The organism is Desulfosarcina sp. BuS5, assembly GCF_028752835.1.
Classification (GTDB): Bacteria; Desulfobacterota; Desulfobacteria; order Desulfobacterales; family BuS5; genus BuS5.
This window is the reverse complement of the sequence record NZ_CP087952.1, coordinates 867,301-884,412: the sequence shown is the minus strand read 5'-3', so window position 1 is coordinate 884,412 and position 17,112 is coordinate 867,301. Positions and strand designations below refer to the sequence as shown.

The 17,112-nt window shown below is 39.1% G+C and carries 21 protein-coding genes; 11 read left to right on the top strand and 10 right to left on the bottom strand.

Annotation, left to right across the window (positions count from 1 at the left end; genetic code table 11):
• The gene (locus tag BuS5_RS04265) at positions 1-1,056 is read left to right on the top strand and encodes a TdeIII family type II restriction endonuclease (protein ID WP_027355024.1); all 1,056 of its coding nucleotides are present in this window, start codon (positions 1-3) and stop codon (positions 1,054-1,056) included.
• A gap of 81 nt (positions 1,057-1,137) precedes the next feature.
• Positions 1,138-1,527 (top strand): GTPase, encoded by a 390-nt coding sequence (locus BuS5_RS04260; RefSeq protein WP_027355023.1) that lies wholly within the window; start codon positions 1,138-1,140, stop codon positions 1,525-1,527.
• 322 nt (positions 1,528-1,849) lie between these two features.
• Here BuS5_RS04260 and BuS5_RS04255 read toward each other — a convergent pair whose 3' ends face one another.
• A complete protein-coding gene (locus BuS5_RS04255; RefSeq protein WP_274427654.1) occupies positions 1,850-2,047 on the bottom strand; it encodes a hypothetical protein in 198 nt (65 codons plus the stop codon).
• Between the two features lie 234 nt (positions 2,048-2,281).
• Positions 2,282-3,401 (bottom strand): IS3 family transposase gene (locus BuS5_RS04250; protein ID WP_198028380.1). Its coding sequence is split into 2 segments (ribosomal slippage): positions 2,282-3,128 and positions 3,127-3,401, totalling 1,122 coding nucleotides; the frame shifts between segments, so codons are not numbered across the junction.
• 289 nt (positions 3,402-3,690) lie between these two features.
• Between BuS5_RS04250 and BuS5_RS04245 the strand changes: the two genes are divergently transcribed.
• On the top strand, positions 3,691-5,175 hold the full coding sequence (locus tag BuS5_RS04245) for an IS1634 family transposase (RefSeq protein ID WP_274428026.1): 1,485 nt from the start codon (positions 3,691-3,693) through the stop codon (positions 5,173-5,175).
• Positions 5,176-5,481: 306 nt separating this feature from the next.
• Here the strand turns inward: BuS5_RS04245 and BuS5_RS04240 are convergent, their stop codons facing one another.
• From BuS5_RS04240 to BuS5_RS04230, 3 genes are all read right to left on the bottom strand, one after another.
• Entirely contained in the window at positions 5,482-5,853 is a 372-nt protein-coding gene (locus BuS5_RS04240; RefSeq protein WP_274428025.1) for a hypothetical protein, read from the bottom strand.
• A 106-nt stretch (positions 5,854-5,959) separates the two neighbouring features.
• On the bottom strand, positions 5,960-6,637 hold the full coding sequence (locus BuS5_RS04235; RefSeq protein ID WP_274428024.1) for an OmpA family protein: 678 nt from the start codon (positions 6,635-6,637) through the stop codon (positions 5,960-5,962).
• On the bottom strand, positions 6,627-7,283 hold the full coding sequence (locus BuS5_RS04230) for a hypothetical protein (RefSeq protein WP_274428023.1): 657 nt from the start codon (positions 7,281-7,283) through the stop codon (positions 6,627-6,629). The genes BuS5_RS04235 and BuS5_RS04230 overlap by 11 nt, the downstream gene beginning before the upstream one ends.
• A gap of 273 nt (positions 7,284-7,556) precedes the next feature.
• Between BuS5_RS04230 and BuS5_RS04225 the strand changes: the two genes are divergently transcribed.
• From BuS5_RS04225 to BuS5_RS04190, 8 genes are all read left to right on the top strand, one after another.
• Entirely contained in the window at positions 7,557-8,711 is a 1,155-nt protein-coding gene (locus tag BuS5_RS04225) for an IS4 family transposase (RefSeq protein ID WP_036019371.1), read from the top strand.
• 510 nt (positions 8,712-9,221) lie between these two features.
• Positions 9,222-9,449, top strand: coding sequence for a type II toxin-antitoxin system Y4mF family antitoxin (locus BuS5_RS04220; protein WP_027355178.1), 228 nt, complete (start codon positions 9,222-9,224; stop codon positions 9,447-9,449).
• Positions 9,439-9,765, top strand: a complete 327-nt coding sequence (locus BuS5_RS04215; protein ID WP_027355177.1) for a HipA N-terminal domain-containing protein — start codon at positions 9,439-9,441, stop codon at positions 9,763-9,765. The genes BuS5_RS04220 and BuS5_RS04215 overlap by 11 nt, the downstream gene beginning before the upstream one ends.
• A 229-nt stretch (positions 9,766-9,994) precedes the next feature.
• Positions 9,995-11,866 carry an IS1634 family transposase gene (locus tag BuS5_RS04210; RefSeq protein WP_274428022.1) on the top strand — a complete coding sequence of 624 codons (1,872 nt, stop codon included), beginning with the start codon at positions 9,995-9,997 and terminating at the stop codon, positions 11,864-11,866.
• A gap of 138 nt (positions 11,867-12,004) precedes the next feature.
• Positions 12,005-12,937: a type II toxin-antitoxin system HipA family toxin gene (locus BuS5_RS04205; protein ID WP_027355137.1), complete on the top strand. Its 933-nt coding sequence runs from the start codon at positions 12,005-12,007 to the stop codon at positions 12,935-12,937.
• Between the two features lie 348 nt (positions 12,938-13,285).
• Positions 13,286-13,504: a hypothetical protein gene (locus BuS5_RS04200; protein ID WP_027355136.1), complete on the top strand. Its 219-nt coding sequence runs from the start codon at positions 13,286-13,288 to the stop codon at positions 13,502-13,504.
• 300 nt (positions 13,505-13,804) lie between these two features.
• Positions 13,805-14,080 carry a hypothetical protein gene (locus BuS5_RS04195; protein WP_274428021.1) on the top strand — a complete coding sequence of 92 codons (276 nt, stop codon included), beginning with the start codon at positions 13,805-13,807 and terminating at the stop codon, positions 14,078-14,080.
• Between the two features lie 9 nt (positions 14,081-14,089).
• On the top strand, positions 14,090-14,686 hold the full coding sequence (locus BuS5_RS04190) for a tyrosine-type recombinase/integrase (protein WP_274428020.1): 597 nt from the start codon (positions 14,090-14,092) through the stop codon (positions 14,684-14,686).
• 22 nt (positions 14,687-14,708) lie between these two features.
• On the opposite strand, the gene BuS5_RS04185 is transcribed toward BuS5_RS04190, so the two are convergent.
• From BuS5_RS04185 to BuS5_RS04165, 5 genes are all read right to left on the bottom strand, one after another.
• Complete coding sequence (locus BuS5_RS04185) at positions 14,709-14,963, bottom strand: hypothetical protein (RefSeq protein WP_027354959.1); 255 nt, start codon at positions 14,961-14,963, stop codon at positions 14,709-14,711.
• A complete protein-coding gene (locus tag BuS5_RS04180) occupies positions 14,960-15,160 on the bottom strand; it encodes a hypothetical protein (protein ID WP_027354958.1) in 201 nt (66 codons plus the stop codon). The genes BuS5_RS04185 and BuS5_RS04180 overlap by 4 nt, the downstream gene beginning before the upstream one ends.
• 769 nt (positions 15,161-15,929) lie before the next feature.
• The gene (locus BuS5_RS04175) at positions 15,930-16,289 is read right to left on the bottom strand and encodes a HigA family addiction module antitoxin (RefSeq protein ID WP_274428019.1); all 360 of its coding nucleotides are present in this window, start codon (positions 16,287-16,289) and stop codon (positions 15,930-15,932) included.
• A gap of 9 nt (positions 16,290-16,298) precedes the next feature.
• A complete protein-coding gene (locus tag BuS5_RS04170) occupies positions 16,299-16,577 on the bottom strand; it encodes a type II toxin-antitoxin system RelE/ParE family toxin (RefSeq protein ID WP_274428018.1) in 279 nt (92 codons plus the stop codon).
• 181 nt (positions 16,578-16,758) lie between these two features.
• The gene (locus BuS5_RS04165) at positions 16,759-17,088 is read right to left on the bottom strand and encodes a recombinase family protein (protein WP_274428017.1); all 330 of its coding nucleotides are present in this window, start codon (positions 17,086-17,088) and stop codon (positions 16,759-16,761) included.
• Between the last annotated feature and the right edge of the window lie 24 nt (positions 17,089-17,112).

The window sequence follows — 17,112 nt, the reverse complement described above, 5'->3', positions numbered from 1 at the left end:
ATGGCATTAACTAATAAAATAAAAGAGAAAATTTCGATAGAAGTAATAAAAACATTAGTTACTCGATTTGAAAATTTTCCAGAGGATGCTTCCAATAATCGTAATGCTCCATTTCACGAAGCATTTTTAAATGCTTTCTCTGATAAGTTGGAAGGAAAAGTTTCGGATATTCCATTTTTTATAAGTTTAAGCAGTTGGCTGCATGGGTTGAATACAACTCTTGGACAAACTTTTTTTGAAAATGTAGCTCATCATTTAAGCCAAGGGGAAAAAAGGGAGTATACATCAAAAAGATTGGGCAATCTTTTTATTACACAATCTCAAAGAGATAACATAGCTCAAATAATTGCAGATCTAAGCACCTCTACGAAAATTCCTGATCTCGAGTATGAGAATAAAAAAATATTTTCCAACTTTGATACTCCTTTGATCAATGCAAATGATTTTTCTACCGATGTATTTATTGAAGATGCAAAGACAATAACTGCTATCGAGTTGAAATCAGTGAAACCTAATTCTGGAGAAATGAAAGGTGAAAAGTTAAAGATATTGGAAGGTAAGGCTGCATTATTTAGAGAATTCCCCAATAAACGAATTGAGTTCTACATAGGATTTCCTTTTGACCCAACAATCAATCCAGAAATAGAATCCACAATTAGTCACAACAAAACAAAATTTTTAGGATCAATCATAAATATGAATAAATATTTTGCATCAAATGAAACTTTAATCGCCGATGAATTATGGGATTTGTTATCACAACAAAATAATACAATGGAGCAAATTCTGGATGTTATAAATTTTATTTCTACAACAGAATTTTTGACAAAATTTCAGTATTTAAACAATAATAAGAACCGAAATTGTCAAAAGTATTTGGATCTTTTGAATGCATGGAATTTATTTTCAGAGGTTGAATTGGAAAAAAATAATGATATTATCCGCAAAAAAATGAATAGAGATAGATTTTTAACGAGAGTTTACAATAAGCATGCTTTTGATGCTAAAGGAAACTATAATCATGATAGATATTTACAACTTAGAAAGTTAATATGATAAAATACATAACCAGTAAATTCAGCGGACGCAAAAAGCCGCGCCACTGATTAATTCGTTAGCCCCTTAAGTAAGGAATATATGGAATCTAAGTACAAACAAGATATTACAAATACTGTTTCTGGTTTAATGGAATCGTTGAATAGTATTGAAGACCTATCATTGGATAATGTCACAGATGAGCAGTTGACTGAATCTTTTGAAAACATTAGAGGAGCCATATTTAAAGGTGTTTCAAGTATCAAATTTCATCTTGAACTACTATCTAAAGTTGCTGAGTGGGATAAACTGAATATTTCATTTTTTGGGGAAACAAATGCAGGCAAAAGCACGATCATAGAAGCGTTAATAAGTGGTGATGGTAGAAGCATTGGAGAAGGATATAAAGATTTCACAAAAACTATTAATAAAATATTAAGGTACTCCCCATTGTCAAGACAAAAAACAAGGTTTTTTAAGGTGCGCTTTTGAGCTATAAATAATCCTGAAAATTAAAAAAATAATAGTAAATAAAAAAAATATGTTTCTGTTTATCATAAAAATGTTCATAAACAACTTAACTAATTGATTTAATAAATAATAATACCATTCTAAAATGTTCATAACTTATTGATAAAATGTTTATAACTTTTTTGTATCTCATTAACATACTGTTAAAATTCAATATTAATATGTTTATAACTTATGCCGCACGTTGAATAGGGCATTCACCAAAATATATTATTTTTACAACCTCACATTGATCACCATTGCTGATAAATCTTGCCTGTTACTTCCTTTAATTTGTCCGATCTTAACTATCAATTTCGTAATCATCCGGCAAATTCAAAAAATCTTTTTTCGCCAATTGACTCTCAATTAAATAACCAATTTGACCATTCCTCTTGAGCTGTGAAATCATCCACTGTGGTAATCTAATTGTCACAAGCTCTCGTTTCAAATGGTCTGGTTTCTTTTTTCGACCAGCCCCTGCACGTTTTCCTCCTCTCATTTTTTTACCTCCAAAACATATAGTATGTTGAATTAAGTGCAACGCTATTCAAAAAATCATCCTAAAAATACGCTATATATTTGATTAGCGTTATGCAATATTCAAACAAACTCTACTACCAACTGATTATGTGTTGGATAGTACGCTTTTATCTTGTTTGCAGCAGGAAACATTTTTTATAATATCAATACGACTTAATGGTATTCTAATTAATTATACAAAGTGGTTCTGAAATTACCCTGGAAAAGTTTTAAAATATATCTCTGCCGGGGTCTGGTAATCCAAAGATTGATGGAGTCGTTCATTATTGTAAAAGCCAAAATATTCTCCAATGTTTTGAATAGCCTCCCTGACGGTCTCATAATTGTGAAGATAAACACGTTCATATTTCACGGTACGCCAAAGGCGCTCTACGAAAATGTTATCCAGAGCACGGCCCCGGCCGTCCATGCTGATCTTCACATCGGCTTTTTTTAAAACGCCGGTAAAGGCATCACTGGTAAACTGACTGCCTTGATCCGTGTTAAAAATCTTAGGTTTTGCAATTTTTAAGGCACCCTGTAAGGCTTTTATACAAAAATCCTTATCCAATGTGGTTGAAAATTCGTAGCTCAGGACATACCGACTAAACCAGTCTATCACTGCTACAAGATAGATAAAACCTGAATTCAAACGGATATAGGTAATATCCGTTGACCACACCTGGTCAACTTGCTCAATGGAAACGCCTCGCAGCAAGTATGGATAAATTTTATGCTCTTTTGATGCTTTGCTCAAATTTGGTTTTGGATATATAGCTTCAAGTCCCATAAGCCGCATCAAACGTCTTATTCGTTTAGGATTAACAGTGTGCCCTTGTCGCTTTAATACGGCCGTCATTTTTTCAACACCGTAGAACGGATATCGGGTATATTCTTCGTCTATCAATCGCATGAGAGCCAGGTTATAGCTCTCATCTTTGCAGGATTGATAGTAATAGGTTGATCTGTTTATTCCCAAAAGATCACACTGGCGCATTACCGGTATCAAAGAATGATTCGGCTCAATGTATTGACGCTTTATATCAATTGAGAAGGTTAGATTTTTTTTTTAGCCAGTCCAATTCGACCTTTAATTGGCCGATTTGTTGGTAAAGCTCCGCCTGGAATTCTTCAGCGTCTTTTTCTTTTTTTTGACGCTTTTTTGAAAATATATCGGGCAATTCTTCTAATAGACGCTTTCGCCATTGATTTATTTGATTTGAATGAACTCCATATTCACTAGATAGTTGAGAAATCGTCTTTTCCTTTTTAACCGTTTCAAGCGCTACTTTAGCTTTGAATGATGCACTGTAATTTTTTCGAATTTTACCCATTAATGAGCCTCCTTTTTGTTGATCAGGATATACTCATTTTACACCTTAAACAACTGTCCAGTTTTTGGGGAGTATTATACTGCTGGAACATGCCTCTGAGTTGTCAGAATCCCCAGATAAATGGATGCCGTGGAATTATAAATCCGCACTGATTGAACCGGACAATCCTGAAGCATAAAATCACTTTTTAATATTTCCATCCTGATTGATCAGCCGGGTGCCTGCAAAAAACAGGCACCTAACCGCTGACTGCTTACCTACGCCAAATTTTTTTTTGCGCTATGCACGCTTGCCGAAAGGACACGAAGAACTAAAAGCCCTGGGATTCAATGGCCCTCAGCTCGCAGCAGCAACCGGTACAATAATAGGTCGTATGTGTCAACCAGGTAGTGAACTGGCAACTCATTACTGGCTCCAGAATGTTTCAGGCTTGGGTGAATTAATTGATTATGATTTCAACAAGATTAATCTATACAAAATGTATAAAATCTCTGATCAGCTTCTCAATAATAAGGAAGCCATAGAAAATCATCTATACTTACAAGAAAAGAATTTATTTGAATTTCAAGAGACAATAACCCTTTATGATCTTACCAACACTTATTTTGAAGGCAGCAGTAAAGCAAACAAGCTGGGGAAACGCGGACATTCCAAAGAGAAACGTTCTGATTGTCCACTGGTAACTTTGGCTTTGGTGCTGGACAGCAGTGGCTTTCCCAAGCGCAGCAAAGTATTTGAGGGTAATGTAAGTGAACCGTCAACATTAAAAAAAATGATTGTTGGTTTGGAAAGAAAGAATTTATCCCAAGAGCTGTTTAAGCCCTCAAAAGCGACTATAGTAATGGATGCCGGAATTGCCACTGAAGATAATATTAAATGGCTCAGGGAAAACAGTTATCCATATATTGTAGTTAGCCGAAAACATCATCGCGAATTTAATGAAGATGAAGCAGTTGTGGTAAAACAAGACAATGACTGCACAGTAAAAGTGCAAAAAATTATTGACTCAGAAAATGATGAGGTTTTGTTGTATTGTCACTCTACAAAGCGGGAAAAAAAAGAACAGGCTATTAATGATCGCTTTACCATTCGCTTTGAAAAGGCTGTCAGCAAACTTGAGTCAGGCTTGCATAAAAAAGGATGTCTAAAAAAATACGATAAAGTCCTGGAAAAAATAGGTCGTCTGAAACAGCAATATTCCAAGGCTGCAAAGCATTATAAAATAGAAGTATCTAAAAACGAAAAAAATGGCAATGCTGTTAAGATCCTTTGGACACGTCAAACGCTTGCGGACACAAAAGATAGTTTGCCGGGAGTATATTGTCTCAGAACAACCCATATGGAATTTGATGAAGCTACTCTATGGCATACATATACAATGTTAACGGATCTGGAGGCTGTTTTTCGTTCACTGAAATCCGAGCTTGGGATGCGGCCGGTTTTTCACCAAATCACAAAACGGGTGACAGGTCATATTTTTATCAGTGTCATAGCTTACCATTTGATACATAGTATCCGTTACCGATTGAAAAAGACGGGGATAAACAGTAGCTGGTCTGACTTGAGAAAGCAACTGGCAGGCCAAAGTCGAGTAACAGCTTCCATGCAGTGCCGAAATGATAATGTTATGCATGTAAGAAAAAGCACACGCCCGGAATTACGACAACAGAAAATATATTCTGCTTTAGGGTTATGCCCTCTCCCTGGCAGAACGATCAAAACAACTATCAAAAAAAATAAAAGTAGTGCCATAACTAAGATTTTAAAAAAGTAACCTACTGTAATTATAGTGTTTGTTTTTTCTATTCAAAAAGATGGGTTAAAAATAGATGCAATCATAAAACTGATTATGCAGACCGCCAGATCGTCAGGCTCAAACCACAAAACCTGCAAAGGCGCTGATAAATATTGAGGAATGCGTGGGAATTTGGTTTCCAATATAATTTTTCCTTTCTTTTCCTGTTAACCGCCTGGCAAAAGATTTCGGCAACAGGAAAAAAAGATTGCTCTTTCAGCCAGGATTTGTTTGGCGTCCTGCATGTTTTAGCAGGACGCCGGGAGAATATTATTTGAAAAAAAGTTAAAAAATTGCTCCAAGGGTTTGTGTCATGGTATCGGCAGTCATTATTAATGCGCCACCTAAAATACAGGGGATCGCCAGGCTAATTTTTTGCTGAATAGCCATTGCGCCGCCAAACACCATAGCTCCAACGCCGGCTGTAAAACCTATTGGACCATTTAAGAGCTGATTTACTGCTACATCGTAGACATCAAAAGCAAAAGAACCTGCGGCCGGTACCGGTATAAACGCAGCAGCTGTCCCTGCTATCAGGAGCGTTGCGCCGGCAGCGACGATACCCAGGCCAAACTTGCGTGATTTGTCGGGGTCACTGAAAATTTTTGATAGTTTGGTTTTTAATTTAATTATTTTCTCCTTTATCTGTTGGATCATATTATTTTCTCCTTTATTTGATGATTGAGACTTACGTTTGGTGCCACAATTTATCCCGGCATTGAAATATCGGGATAAATTGTGGCAGGAACTTAATTTTTTCAAGTTATAGGCATCCCCCCTTTCTTTTGATAGAAACAACCGCCTTGCGGCTTAGTTTTGATTGAGGCGCTTCAATTTCTCCCCGGCCGATGACCGTTGTGACCTGAACGCCTTGATTGATCAGATACTTTTCAACAGCCATGGCACGTTTCAAAGAAAGCTGCCTGTTATGGGCTGTTGATCCGGGCGGACTGGCATAGCCGTCAATCCGGATCGGCTGCCGGTTAAACTTTTTGATAAATTTGTTAAGCTTCACCGTCTCTTTTTGCTGAATTGCGTATGAATCAAAATCAAAATAGATGGTCAATGTTTCCGATTTTTGTTTTTTTGTTGAGACGGCTTCCTGTTTAACAACAGGTTTATTTTTTATTTTTTCCTGCAAGGCTGCTTTAATTTTCCCCTTGAGGATTTTTGATGAGAATACCGACCTGCCTGCTTTATCAGTTTTTAAAGGGGGCACTGATCCGGAAGACAGGTCGGTAATGACGAACATCCCTGTCGGGATGGCATCAGCCGGTTTATAGTTTTGTGTAATATTTGCCGCTCTTATCCGGGCCGGCTTGCCGCCGGTGTTAAGGACAAGACGGACAGCAGGGGATGGTGTTTTTGTTGTCGGCGGCGCAGAAGCGCAGGCTGATAAAAAAATCAGCAGAGCTGCAGAAAATATCAATTCAGTTTTCAATGATTGCTTCCTCCATTTTCCGGGCGGCATGATCGGCCATGCTCAATATTTTGGCCTGCTTCAGCCTGGGTGAATTTTTATAGGTTTTGATCGTCTGCATGGCCGTTTTTTTCAAAGGCAGGTTCTTGAGAAAATGCTCGGCCACTATTGCGCTTTTAGAAGGCAAATCGACCGGCATATCCTGGCCGGGTAGTTTGCCTAAATTGTGAGCCAGGGAGACGATCAGCATTTCTCCGGCGAGCAATTCATGATCTCTGATTTTGCCCTTAATGGTATCCAGTACCTTTCCGGCAACATTCAGAGTATGCTCCACCAGGGTGATCTCTAAAAACTTTAAGTCCGTGGTTTCGGTCGGATCATTTTCTGCAACCGAAGGATAATCTCCTGCTTTATCCAGGAGGGTCATAATTTTCAGGATAGATTCAAGCGCATCCCCCAGATTATTTTTATATGGCTGAATATAAATTTTATAAAAAATTTTTAGCTTGGGATTAGTCCATAAGTCAGCCACGGTATCTTCGGAGTCCTCTTGGGCGATTTTAGCTTTTTTTTGATCTGCATTCGTCCAGAGGTTCGAAAGTTGATCCAGGCTGATCTCTGTTTTTTTGTGTTTGCGTTTTAGATATCGAATAAAATTTATGATCATAAAAAAATTCTCGCTTAAAAAAAGTTTCCCTCTACCTTATATAATAGAATGGCCGTCAAATTTTATGGTCTGCCTTCAGGTCGTAAAATCGAAAAGTTTTTGGTTTGTGGGATATGAAGTTTTATTCTGGATCAGTAGTGTCCGGTTAGGTTTTTGCATGTTATATGGGATAAAAAAATTAGAAAAATGTTCATTTTTTACTTGACAAACCAAATAAAAATTTTTTATCGTTTTGTTATAAAATTATAATTATAACAAGGAGTTAAGACAAAAATGGACATATTCAATATCCCAAAAAAGAATTTTAATCCCCAATCTCATGCTCGATTTCTCAAACCTTTGCAAAAGATTTTTCCTGACACGCCACAGCTTAAATCCCGAGGTCACAGGCCATTGAAAATGACTTTTGAAGATCAGCTTCACGCACTGATATTTTTCCATCTACAAGAACATGAATCAGCTCGTGATCTTATTCAACACCTTAAAGAAGACGATTTTGCCAAAGAATGTGTCGCTCCAGATGGAGGGATCAGTCGTAGCAGTTTTTCCGAAATTATCAATTCTCGAGGGCTTGAACAGCTTGAATATGTTTTTCAAGCTCTTTGCAGCCAGGCACAAAATGCTTTACCATCAAATTATTCAGATCTCGGTGAACTCGTTTCCATTGATGGATCTTTAATTGATGCAGTTCTGTCCATGTACTGGGCTGATTACAGAAAAGGCGCTAAAAAAGCAAAAGGCCATTTCGGCTTTGATGTCAATCGCAAGATTCCTATAAAAATTCATCTGACAAATGGAAATGGCGCTGAACGCCCCTTTGTCAGGTCTATCCTTACAAAAGGCCAAACAGGAATCATGGATCGGGGGTATCAATCACATAAGGATTTTGATCTTCTTCAGGATGAAAAAAAACATTTTGTTTGCCGCATCAAAGCGAAAACAACAAGAACTATTATCAAAGAGCAGCCTGTTGATCCCGACAGCTATATTTTTTATGATGCTGTGGTTCTTCTTGGCACTCCTGGGGTAAACCAGACCAGAAAGCCGGTTCGACTGGTTGGTTATAAAATTGCCGGTGTCAAATATTTTGTGGCAACTGATCGTTATGACCTTACAGCCGAGCAGGTTGCAACCGTTTATAAGCTTAGATGGGATATCGAAACTTTTTTCAAATGGTGGAAGAAACATTTAAAAGTGTACCACTTGATTGCTCACAGTAGATATGGCCTGATGGTTCAAATCCTTGCGGGGTTAATAACCTACCTGCTTATGGCCATATACTGCCATGAACAGTTTAATGAACCTGTATCAATAAAGAGGATTCGTCAGCTTAGAAATACCATCCAGAACGAATTACGTACTGACGAAAAAAACGTATGGTCTAATAATCTGATTATCAAAGAGCAAATGCTATATGCCAAAACTTAACCGGACACTACTGATTCTGGATGTTTTGTGTTTTTTTTTAGCGGATTAGATTTGGCACAAAATCAACGACATGTCATTATGATGTCATAAAATATATATTTTATTGTGGCACCAAATTAACGAGGTAGAGGAAATTGTGTCTGTTGGAAGAATAGAAAAGCTGAAATAGCTTTTAGATTTATTGGATGTGAAAAAAGCATCTTCGGAGTATTACAATACGCCTTCCTCCCTCTGGCCTTGTGCCAAATTTTAAAATCAGGTTATTATCTGACAATCTATAAAAGCACATTTGTTCAACAATTGGACGTTGTGCCAAAATACCCTATATACAATATCCAAACCCTATTTTACACTTGACATTATACCCTATAGGTATTATTTTCTTGTTAAGAAATTAAAAATATACCCATAGGGGTATAATAAATCGCTATATTTTTAGCAAAGTACCCGAAAGGGTATAACAAACAGACAATAACGGAAGCATGTTTTCTGTCGGGTATGGTATAAATAATGACATTGCGTGATTTTGTAAAAAAGCAGCGTAAGATCCACCGGTTGACCCAAGCCGATCTGGCCAGTAAGGCCGGAGTAGGGTTGAGATTTATAAGGGAGCTGGAACAGGATAAATCGACATTAAGAATAGACAAGGTGAATCAGGTGCTTCAATTGTTTGGAAAAACGCTTGGCCCTGTTGATCTGCGACCGAAATCTGAAGTAAACGCACCGAATGAAAAATAAAAGAAACAGCGCAGACGTATATCTAAGGGATACAAAAGCTGCCCTGCTGGAAAAAAACAACAGGGGGTATCGCTTCAGTTACCACGAAGACTATCTTTCTTTGCCAGATGCTCAACCTGTGAGCCTTACTCTTCCTTTGGCAGATAAGCCGTATGAAAGTGAGTCTCTTTTCCCCTTTTTCCTTGGCCTCATCCCGGAAGGCTGGCTGCTGGATATTACAAGCCGTACTCTGAAAATAGACCCGGAAAACGTCTTTGATATTCTTCTTGCCACTTGCGGAGACTGCATAGGGGCGGTAAAGATAATTCCGCTATAGACCGTCATATTAATAATTCCATTGCGTTATCGGTCGAAGATATACGATTAGCCCATCTTTTTGAGTTATATGGGCAAATGCTCAAAATAAGCCTTATTTTAGAATTTTCAAAAATTTAATTTGAATGATTTTAATAGGTTAAAAATAATTTGCTCTGGCTTTACCAATGTAGTGCCATAAAATAAAAAATATCTTGACTTTTTATTGACATCCGCCTATATTGGGCAACATGTATATTAGAAGAACCACAATAAAAAGTCGAAAAGATGGCAAACAATATTACACCTATAGATTGGTTCAATCCGAACGAACTGCAAAGGGAGTCAGCCAGCACACATTAATTAATCTCGGTACGGCTTTTTCTCTGCCACGGGATCAATGGCCAGAATTATCTTCACGCATTCAGGAGATTATCAGTGGCCAGCAGAGTTTTTTCAAAATTTCTGAAGAAATAGAGGAGCTTGCTCAAAATTATGCAGCCCGGATTATTCACGCGCAACACAAAAATAAAGCTGAAAATAATAAGCCGGATTATCGCGAGGTAGATGTAGACAGCCTGGAAATGTTCAGGCCACGCAGTGTAAGCTGTGAACATGTGGCGCTGGAAGCGTTTGTTTTTTTAAAACTTGGTGAAGAACTAAAAGCCCTGGGATTCAATGGCCCTCAGCTCGCAGCAGCAACCGGTACAATAATAGGTCGTATGTGTCAACCAGGTAGTGAACTGGCAACTCATTACTGGCTCCAGAATGTTTCAGGCTTGGGTGAATTAATTGATTATGATTTCAACAAAATTAATCTATACAAAATGTATAAAATCTCTGATCAGCTTCTCAATAATAAGGAAGCCATAGAAAATCATCTATACTTACAAGAAAAGAATTTATTTGAATTTCAAGAGACAATAACCCTTTATGATCTTACCAACACTTATTTTGAAGGCAGCAGTAAAGCAAACAAGCTGGGGAAACGCGGACATTCCAAAGAGAAACGTTCTGATTGTCCACTGGTAACTTTGGCTTTGGTGCTGGACAGCAGTGGCTTTCCCAAGCGCAGCAAAGTATTTGAGGGTAATGTAAGTGAACCGTCAACATTAAAAAAAATGATTGTTGGTTTGGAAAGAAAGAATTTATCCCAAGAGCTGTTTAAGCCCTCAAAAGCGACTATAGTAATGGATGCCGGAATTGCCACTGAAGATAATATTAAATGGCTCAGGGAAAACAGTTATCCATATATTGTAGTTAGCCGAAAACATCATCGCGAATTTAATGAAGATGAAGCAGTTGTGGTAAAACAAGACAATGACTGCACAGTAAAAGTGCAAAAAATTATTGACTCAGAAAATGATGAGGTTTTGTTGTATTGTCACTCTACAAAGCGGGAAAAAAAAGAACAGGCTATTAATGATCGCTTTACCATTCGCTTTGAAAAGGCTGTCAGCAAACTTGAGTCAGGCTTGCATAAAAAAGGATGTCTAAAAAAATACGATAAAGTCCTGGAAAAAATAGGTCGTCTGAAACAGCAATATTCCAAGGCTGCAAAGCATTATAAAATAGAAGTATCTAAAAACGAAAAAAATGGCAATGCTGTTAAGATCCTTTGGACACGTCAAACGCTTGCGGACACAAAAGATAGTTTGCCGGGAGTATATTGTCTCAGAACAACCCATATGGAATTTGATGAAGCTACTCTATGGCATACATATACAATGTTAACGGATCTGGAGGCTGTTTTTCGTTCACTGAAATCCGAGCTTGGGATGCGGCCGGTTTTTCACCAAATCACAAAACGGGTGACAGGTCATATTTTTATCAGTGTCATAGCTTACCATTTGATACATAGTATCCGTTACCGATTGAAAAAGACGGGGATAAACAGTAGCTGGTCTGACTTGAGAAAGCAACTGGCAGGCCAAAGTCGAGTAACAGCTTCCATGCAGTGCCGAAATGATAATGTTATGCATGTAAGAAAAAGCACACGCCCGGAATTACGACAACAGAAAATATATTCTGCTTTAGGGTTATGCCCTCTCCCTGGCAGAACGATCAAAACAACTATCAAAAAAAATAAAAGTAGTGCCATAACTAAGATTTTAAAAAAGTAACCTACTGTAATTATAGTGTTTGTTTTTTCTATTCAAAAAGATGGGTTAGTATTATCGTCTCATTCTATTTTTTGTACCAAATTTTAAAATCGGGTAATTATCTGACGGTCTATAGACTATAGATGAGGAAAATAATTTATGAACGATCAATGCTTATCCTGCCAAAAGATTGAGACCGACCTGAAACTAACTGGTGACTATCATCCTCGATGCTCCCGAAAACTCTTTGGAACGGCAAGATCCCCGAAAGTGCCTTTCAGCACCCCTGATATTGCAGGTGAGGCACAAAAGATGGTCGGCAGAATGTCTATTTCCGGTATCCAACCGAAACTTTCCCTTATCCATAAACGTAAAAGTCATCAACTGACTGTGATTGAAAGAGGAGGGTCTTACATACTAAAACCTCAAACAGAACGATTTGAGTCGCTTCCCGAAAATGAGAATCTTTGTATGTGCAGCGCATCCGCATACGGTATTGCGGTTCCATCACATGCTCTTATTCCGCTTTCAGACGGCAAACTTGCCTATCTCGTGAAACGATTTGACCGGTTAGAAGACGGAACAAAACTTCAACAGGAGGATTTTCAGCAGCTCCTTCAAACCAATGATAAATATGATGGATCATACGAAAAAATTGCGAACGTCATCAGAAAATACTCAAACGTTCCCGGTCTCGACCTGCTTGAGCTTTTTGAAAGGGCGCTTCTGAATTATGTATTGGGTAACGGTGACGCGCATTTAAAGAATTTTTCCCTCATTAAAGAGGAAAGCATCGGTTATCACCTCTCACCTGTATATGACCTTGTCAACTCAAGGCTTGTACTGCCGGAAGAACGTGAGGAAATGTGCCTTAGTTTACAGGGGAAAAAAAACCGGTTTTCAAGAAAAAACTTCATAAAACTGGCGGAGCATTTTGGACTTACCAACAAACAGTCCGCCAACTCCCTGGTACGTTTGCATAATATTACGCCTGCTATTGAAAAAATGATAGAAGAAAGCTTTCTGAATGAGTGCTTGAAGGACAGGTTTCTTGAGATTTATCGAAAAAGATTGGAACGAATTTTTAGATAAACAGGGGGGGGTATCTATGACTATTGTATGCCTATCCGATTGGCACAGGTTGACATTTTGGGGTATGATCCGGCGTGTGTCAGATTACCCCCCCGGACTCTAAAGAGCGTGGGCACATACGATCCTACAAAATCAGACGAGCCTGTGCTAACCGGATAGGCATGGAAGTTTTTATCCTAAAAATCTTGTTACGGGCGATGTTATTCTCTCGCGTAAACCGGGATCTTGGGATGATTTTTTTGAGTTGATGGAAACCCTCGATATTCTGGAAAATTTTATGGCTGATCGAGACTTGGATCTGTTTTTTTTGGATGGTAAAATTTGGATTAATCATAAGGAGGAAAAACTATGCTCATAGCCGTAGAAGCAATTATCGAAAAAAATGGGAAAGTTCGCCTGCAGAAACCTATCCGCCTGAATTCACCTTGTCGAGCGATAGTTACGATTCTTGATGAAAAATCGGACGTCATCAGTAAAACAGCTCTCCTAAGCGAGGCAGTTCTTTCTGAAGACTGGAATCGTCCAGAGGAGGAGAAAGCATGGTCTCACCTTCAGAAAGTTCGGTAGTACTCGTCAAGTTCCCTTTTTCAGATCTTTCATTCTCAAAGCTCCTTTTTTCCTGTTTTGTAAAGTTGGTTTCACCCTCTCCAATCAAATCAGGCAATTTTGTATTTTCATAAAATCCATTGCAATTTTCAGCATATTCAAAGATTTACCAATCTTAACTTTTGGGTAAAAGTTAAGATTGGGGGAAAACCTGCATCTTTAATGATTTCGATAATTTAACCTCTATTTTTTCATTTACGGAAAAATTTGTTAAAAAAATATCTTAACTTTATATCATTTTTATGCTATATAGTTAAGATTATGATTCAATTGAATCTTTTTGAACCAAGCATCATTAAATTTGATCATCTTGTGGCCGATACTCCGAGGCAGGCATATTATAAGGTGTGGCTGGAGTCGCTGATGGGAAAATATTTGGTAAGAAAAGAAAGCGGGACAAAAAAACATACCCTGGATAAACGGATTTGGAAGTTTGACGATTTTGTGCAGGCTGAAAAATTTTATATCAGGAAAGTAAAGGAGAAAACCAATCCAAACCGGAAATCGAAACGCAAATATAATTTTGCAAAAAAGTAAGGAAGAGCGTTGAACATAAAAAACCCCAATCATCCGGCAAAAGGAAGCCGGATCACTGTTGAGCCGATCAGGAGGCTGGCGGATATCAAATCCATTAAAAAATTAATAATGGATAATCCGAGGAATCATCTTCTTTTTGTTTTGGGAATTAATAACGGGCTCAGGGCAGGGGATCTTCTCAAACTGAAGGTTAGGGATGTTAAAAATTTAAGGCCGGGCCAGTCGATTGTGATCCGGGAGAGCAAAACAGGGAAGAATAATATCCTGATGATTAACAAAACTGTTTACAAAGCCTTGCAGATATTTTTGGAGGATGCCGGGATAGATAACGGGGAATATCTTTTTGCCAGCCGGAAGACAAAAAAGCCGCTTACGATTCAGTCGGTCAATGCCCTGGTAAAAAAATGGGCCAGGGAAATTAATCTTTCCGGTAATTACGGTGCACATACCTTGCGGAAAACATTTGGGTATATCCAGAGGACAGAGTTCGGGGTGGGGTTTGAGATTTTGGCCAAACGGTTTAATCATACCAGCCCGGCTGTTACTATGCGGTATCTGGGGTTGACGAGTGATGAGGTTAATGAGGTTTTAATGAATGAGATTTGAAGGACGATTCCGTTTTTGTAGTTTATTTCAGCAACTTATCATATCCAGCGTGAGTCCCAATCCAGAACCATAACAACCCCTCTTCCATTTCGATGGCAACGGCACGATGCTTTTTCCCTACTCGCACTGATCTGTAATTTCCAACTTTTTTAAAATGTAATGATGGATGCATCGAGTTTTCTTTGAGAATCTCAAAACTTTTATCTGCTAATTCTTTGATATGTTTTGGGAGCTTTTCGTATTCTTTCCAAAAAGAAGGGGAGCTGAAATGATTCATAGCTTTTTAAAATTCCCTTTCATGAAATCCGACACGGCTTTGTTGGCAATGCCGTCAAGTTCCCCTGAAGCCACATCTTTCTCAAATTGCCTGTCCCATTCTGATGCATCAAACTTTTCAAACCATGATCGAAATTCTTTAAGTTGCACTTCAGGTAATTCAGCTATTTCTTTTTTTATTTGTTGAACCAACATCATAATTTCACCTCACTTTCTTTCTGCCATAATCGCTTCTTTTCAGCGGGCGCGCGCGTTTTGCGCTCCGCTGCAAAAGCCTTGTTGTGTGCCGGGCACGGCACATGTTCTTAAAAGTGAGTCAAACGTATCATGCAGTAAATCGTTTGACAAGTCTTAGACCCAGCCGGATGGAGGCGAAGGGTGTAGCGGTATTACAACGGGGTATCGGTGACGGTGCTTCGGAAGGCAGTAGCCCTGCTGAGGCAGGGTACCGCGAAAGTACGGGGTGACGAACAGAAATCGAGTCAGGCGTGCATGAGTGGGACGAGCCTGCAACACAAGGCAAAGTCCTCTATCCATTATAAGCTCTGTCCGTATACTCGGCGCCCACGTATTGAAAGACATGTGTTTACCCCGGGAGGTCTTCCATATGCCTTTTGAGAAGTCGCGTGCGACGGAATTTTGGCTGAGAACAGGGCAACCTGCTCTGACCGCATGGGAGAAGTCAGCAGAGGGCATAGTAGCCGTAGGAGAAACGAGCCGTGGATACCACGAAGGACTCACCCCGGCGAAGGCCTGAACGGTGCCCGCACCGAATGGTACGGGTAAATGGTTGTGGTGAGTATGGATGAGTTACTTATTTGCATACTGCAGCAGGAGCTGAAATGCCAATAGCGTACGAATTCTGAAAACCCGGTAAAATCGGTGGGATTTCTCACACCCGATTTTATCTTTACCAGCCGAACCGCCGTATACGCGATCCGTATGTACGGTGCTGTGGGAGGGCTCCTCAATGATGGGGAGTCCTATCCCTATATGCCATAGATTCATGCGCTTTTATTACCTGTATATCTTGCGCTGGTAAGATGCGACGTTCAATATCAGACCAAATTTTGCGTTTAATCATTCTTAAGTCATGTTCAGACTGGAGATTCAGCCAAAATTGCGCCTCAATTTTAAAGTAGAGTTGCAATCTCAAGGCGGTATCCGCTGTAATGGCACGTTTGCCATTGACGATTCCGCTTATCCTATTGGGCGGAACAACAAGATCTCGTGCAAGTCTATTTATACTAAGACCCATCGGTTCCATAAAATCTTCTCGCAAAATTTCACCTGGGGTAATAGGATCAAGAAATTTCTTTGTACTCATCTTTACACCTCAATGATAATCCACAATTTTAGCGTGATAAGCATTATTGTCATGCCACTTGAAACAAACACGCCATTGTTTGTTAATACTGATAGCATATTGTCCTTTTCTGTTTCCTCCCAAGGCATGGAATTTGTTCCCTGGATTTAGCTTTAAGGCATCCAGGCTTGGAGCAGCATGCAAAACCATTAACCGCTTTCTTGCCTGCCGTTCAAAAGATTGGAAACGTCTCACTCGTTTGTCATTAAATAGCTTTTCAGTATCTCGGCAGGAAAATGATTTAATCATGAACAACTACTATTACGGAGAAGGTAATATGTCAAGCGGATTGTATTGATGGTGGCATAATGGGAATTTTTGACCAACGCCGCAAAAAGGTAAAATAAGGAATTTATGGTCAAAATTCCCTAATTGATAGTTGGTAAGTCCTTGCTATCGTTCCGGTCATATGACTGGCACTATAATCCAGCTAAGCTCTTTCTGAAGCTGGACACCACCGGTAAAGGGTGGGAATTGATACCCCTAAATTTTGTGCAACCTCCCGAGGTGGCATTCTTTCAGCCAAAAGCTTTTTAGCCGCTTCGACTTTACTTGGAGTCATTGTGCGTCGGCGTCCCCCCACCCGGCCTCGTTTCTTTGCAGCCATTAACCCTGCTTTGGTCCGCTCTATTAGCAGCTCCCGCTCCATCTGAGCAAGGGAGGCCATTACGTGAAAAAAAAACCTGCCCGCTGGCGAGGTGGTATCAATTCCATCGGTAATGCTCTGAAAGTGAATACCGCCCTCCTCAAGCTTTCCCACCAAGTCTATTAGTCTGGGGTGTCT